Origin of the sequence: Kitasatospora sp. NPDC051164 (assembly GCF_044455625.1) — a bacterium.
In the GTDB taxonomy this organism is placed as follows: Bacteria; Actinomycetota; Actinomycetes; order Streptomycetales; family Streptomycetaceae; genus Kitasatospora.
In genome coordinates this window covers 1-4,415 of the sequence record NZ_JBITFB010000107.1, presented here as the reverse complement: position 1 = coordinate 4,415, position 4,415 = coordinate 1, and the positions used below count along the sequence as shown (strand labels likewise).

2 protein-coding genes are annotated in these 4,415 nt (G+C 73.4%); both read right to left on the bottom strand.

Translation table 11 applies throughout. From position 1 onward, the window contains the following. Positions 1-4,054 (bottom strand): amino acid adenylation domain-containing protein (locus ACIBEC_RS47610; RefSeq protein WP_396290901.1); only part of this gene is annotated, 4,054 nt, incomplete at its 3' end. A gap of 190 nt (positions 4,055-4,244) precedes the next feature. Continuing rightward, positions 4,245-4,388, bottom strand: a complete 144-nt coding sequence (locus tag ACIBEC_RS47605; RefSeq protein ID WP_396290903.1) for a hypothetical protein — start codon at positions 4,386-4,388, stop codon at positions 4,245-4,247. Between the last annotated feature and the right edge of the window lie 27 nt (positions 4,389-4,415).

Here is a 4,415-nt window from a genome sequence, read left to right as displayed (position 1 = left end):
CATCGGTACGGCCGGCGACCGGCGTACCGATCGGAACGTCCTCCCCGGCACCGAGCCGGGACAGCAGCACACCCAGCGCCGCCTGCAGCACCATGAACATCGTGGCACCCTGCGAGCGGGCCACCTCGGCCAGCAGGGCGTGCAGCTCCGCCGGCACGGCGAGGTCGACCGAGCCGCCGCGGTGCGAGGCGACGGCCGGGCGCGGCCGGTCGAAGGGGAGCGCCAGCTCCTCCGGTACCTCCGCCAACTCCCGTCGCCAGTGCGCCAACTGCTGCTCGAGCAGGTCGCTTCGCGACTCCTCGCCGCCGAGCAGCTCGCGCTGCCAGAGGGTGTAGTCGGCGTACTGCACCGGCAGCGGCGCCCACTCGGGTGCCCGGCCGTTGACGCGCGCCGCGTACGCGGCCGACAGGTCCCGTCCCAGCGGAGCCATCGACCAGCCGTCACCAGCGATGTGATGGACCGTCACCACCAGGACGTGTTCCTGCGGCGCCAGTGCGAACAGCCAGGCCCGTACGGGGATTTCCGCTGACAGGTCGAAGGCGTGCCCGGCCGTCCGGGCGACGGCCTCGGCCAGCTCTGCCTCGGTGGTGTCGGCCACGGTCAGGCCGAAGCCGAGCCGGTCGAGGTCAGCCGGGAGCACCTGCTGATGCGGGTTTCCGCTGTGGGCGGGGAAGACCGTACGCAGTACCTCGTGGCGGCCGATCAGGTCGAGCAGGGCCGCGTGGAGTGCGGCGCGGTCGAGCTCGCCGGTGAGCCGCAGCGCGACCGGGATGTTGTAGGTGGCGCTCGGCCCATCCAACTGGGCGAGGAACCAGAGCCGTTGCTGGGCGAAGGACAGCGGTACCCGCTCGGGCCGCTCGCCGGCGGCGACCACCGGCGGGCGGACCAGTGCGCCCGGGTCCAGGTGACGTGCCAGGGCGGCGGGGGTGGGTGCCTCGAAGAGGGTGCGCAGCGACAGTTCGATGCCCAGGACCGAGCGGATCCGGCTGATCAGTCGCACCGCCAGCAGCGAGTGCCCGCCGCTCGCGAAGAAGTCGTCCTCCGGGCCGACCGCCGCCACTCCTAGCACCTCGGAGAACACGCCGCAGAGCAGTTCCTCCTGCTCCGTGCGTGCGGCGCGGCCCGCCGCCGTCACCCCGTAGTCCGGGGCGGGCAGGGCGCGGCGGTCGAGCTTCCCGTTGGAGGTCAGCGGCAGGGCGTCCAGGACCACCACGGCCGACGGCACCATGTAGTCGGGCAGACGGGCCCCGACCGTTGCGCGGACCAGCGCGGGCAGCTTCTTGGTGTTCTCCGCGCCGGGGGCCGGGACGACGTAGGCGACGAGGCGCTTGTCGCCGGGCATGTCCTCGCGGGCGACGACCACGGCCCGCGCGAGTCCGGGGCAGTCGGCGACGGCGGCCTCGACCTCGCCGAGTTCGATGCGGAAGCCGCGGATCTTCACCTGCTCGTCGGCGCGGCCGAGGAACTGCAGGTTGCCGTCGGCGGTCCAGCGCACCACGTCACCCGTGCGGTACATCCGCTCGCCGGGGGCGCCGTACGGGCAGGCCACGAAGCGTTCGGCGGTCAGACCGGGCCGGCCCAGGTAGCCGCGCGCCAACTGGGCGCCCGCGATGTACAGTTCGCCGGCGACGCCGGGCGGCACCGGGCGCAGTGTGTCGTCCAGGACGTAGGCGCGGGTGTTCCACATCGGCCGGCCCATCGGCACCACGGCGGTGTCGGTCACCGTCCGCGGGTCCACCGGGAAGTCGGTGCAGCCGACGGTCGCCTCGGTGGGCCCGTAGTGGTTGACGATCGCCACGCCGGGGTGGCGCGCCGACCAGGCGCGGATCGCCTCGGCACGCACGGCCTCGCCGCCGACCATCAGCTGCCCGGTCGGCGCGCACTCCTCGGGCAACGCGTCCATGAAGGCCAGGTGGCTCGGGGTGCCCTTGAGGAAGGTCAGCCGCTCGCCGGCCAGCAGGGCGGGCAACCGCTCGTCGAGAGCGGCGACCACCACGCGGCCGCCGCAGGTCAGCGCGCCGTAGAGACCGGTGACGCCCGCGTCGAAGGAGATGGAGGCGTGCAGCAGGGTGCTGCCGGTGAGTGTGGGGTAGGCCCGGTGGCAGCGGACCACGTAGTTCACCAGGGCCCGGTGCTCGATCAGCACACCCTTGGGGCGGCCGGTGGAGCCGGAGGTGTAGATGACGTACGCGGGGTGCGTGGGGAGCAGCTCGGGGCAGGGCAGGGCGGAGCCGTCGTAGGAGTCAAGGTCGGTCTCGTCCAGCAGGATCCGGGGCAGCGGGCCGGGGGCGCCGGCGGTGCCCGGCAGACCGGCGGTGCTGGGCGGACCGGCGGCGAGGTCGCCGGTGGTGATCAGGGCGACCGGCCGGGCGTCGTCGAGCATGTAGGCGATCCGGTCGGCCGGGTACTCCGGGTCGACCGGTACGTAGGCGGCACCGGACTTCAGCACCGCGAGCAGCGCGACCACCAGCTCGGCCGAGCGTCCGAGGCAGACCGCGACCAGCGACTCCGGGCCGACGCCGCGCTCCCGCAGCAGCCGGGCCAGCCGGTTGGCCCGGGCGTCCAGCTCCGCGTAGGAGAGCCGCTGCCCCTCGGCGACCACCGCCACCGCGTCGGGAGTGCGGGCGACCTGGGCGGCGAACAGCGCGGGCAGGTGGGCGGGCGCCACCTCGACGGCGGTGTCGTTCCACTCCTCCAGGATCCGGACCTGCTCGGCGTCGTCGAGCACCCGCACCGCGCTGACCCGGGTGGCCGGCTCCTGGGCGAGAGCCGTCAGTACCCGTACCAGGCGCTGGGCGACGGCTTCGACGGTAGCCCGGTCGAAGAGGTCGGCGGCGTACGTGGCCCGCACTGCCAGCCCGGCCGGGCGACCCGCCGGGTCGAGGTTCTCGCCGACCTCGAAGGAGAGGTCGAAGCGGGCCGAGGCCGTCTGCGCGGCCAGCGGGCGCACGGTGACACCGGGCAGCTCGAGGGTCGCCTGCGCGTTGTTCTGCAGGCTGAGCATGACCTGGAAGAGCGGGTGGCGGGCCAGTGAGCGCACGGGTGCCAGGTCCTCGACCAGGCGCTCGAAGGGCACGTCCTGGTGCTCGAAAGCGCCGAGGCCGGTCTCGCGGACCCGGTCGAGCACCTCGGCGAGCGAAGGGTCGCCGGTCAGGTCCGTGCGCATCACCAGGGTGTTGACGAAGAAGCCGACCAGCTCGTTCAGGTCCTCGTCGGTGCGGCCGGCGATCGGCGTGCCGATCGGGATGTCCCGACCGCCGCCGAGTCGGGAGAGCAGGACGGCGAGCGCCGTCTGCAGCACCATGTACATCGTCACACGCTGCTGCTTCGCCAACTCGGCCAGCTTGGCGTGCAGTTCGGCTGGCACGAGCAGCTCGACGGCCTCGCCCCGGTTCGAGGCGGTGGCCGGGCGCGGCCGGTCGTACGGCAGCGCCAACTCCTCCGGGACCCCGGCCAACGCCTGTCGCCAGTAGCCGAGTTGCTCGGTCAGCAGGCTCTCCGGGTCCTGGTCGTCGCCGAGCAGCTCGCGCTGCCAGAAGGTGTAGTCGGCGTACTGGACGGGCAGCGGCTCCCACTCGGGCGCCCGGTCGGCCAGTCGCGCCGTGTACGCGGTGGCGATGTCGCGCGCCAGCGGCTCGAGGGACCAGCCGTCACCGGCGATGTGGTGGACCACCACGGCCAGTACGTGGTCCTCCGGGGCGACCGTGAGCAGCGTCGCCCGGATCGGGATCTCCTCGTGCAGATCGAACGGGTGCCCCAGGACCCGGGCCACCGCCTCGGCCAGCTCCGCCTCCCCGGCGGGCTCGGCCGTCGCCAGCTCGAACGCGGCCAGCTCGGTCGGCAGCACCCGCTGGCGCGGCTCGCCGTCCACCGCCGGGAAGACGGTGCGCAACACCTCGTGACGGTCGATCACATCGCGCAGAGCTGCCTCAAGCGCCGCCGGGGACAGCGTCCCCGTCAGCCGGAGCACCACCGGGATGTTGTACGTCGCGCTCGGGCCGGTCAACTCGCCCATGAACCAAAGGCGGCGCTGCGCGTACGACAACGGAATCATCTGGAGTCCCCTAGCTGTGAGACGGGCCGGCCGCAGGGGCCGGGTCGTGCGATGGATCAGGTCTGGTGTGGTGCTTGTGCGGCCGAAGCTGGTCGGCCAGGTCGGGCCAAGTCGGCCAGGTCGGACGCCTGACGGGCCGGATCGCCCGTCAGGCGGCGTCCTTCAGTCGGTTGCCGTCAGTCGGCCTTCGTCAGTCGGCCTCCGTCGGTCGCTTCACCGACCGCAGGCTCGGCCGGGCCCGCTTGGCGGGCTTCAGCCGTTCCGCGAGGGCGGCGGGGGTGGGTGCTTCGAAGAGGGTGCGCAGGGGGAGTTCGGTGCCGAGGGTGGTGCGGATGCGGCTGGCGAGGCGGGTGGCGAGGAG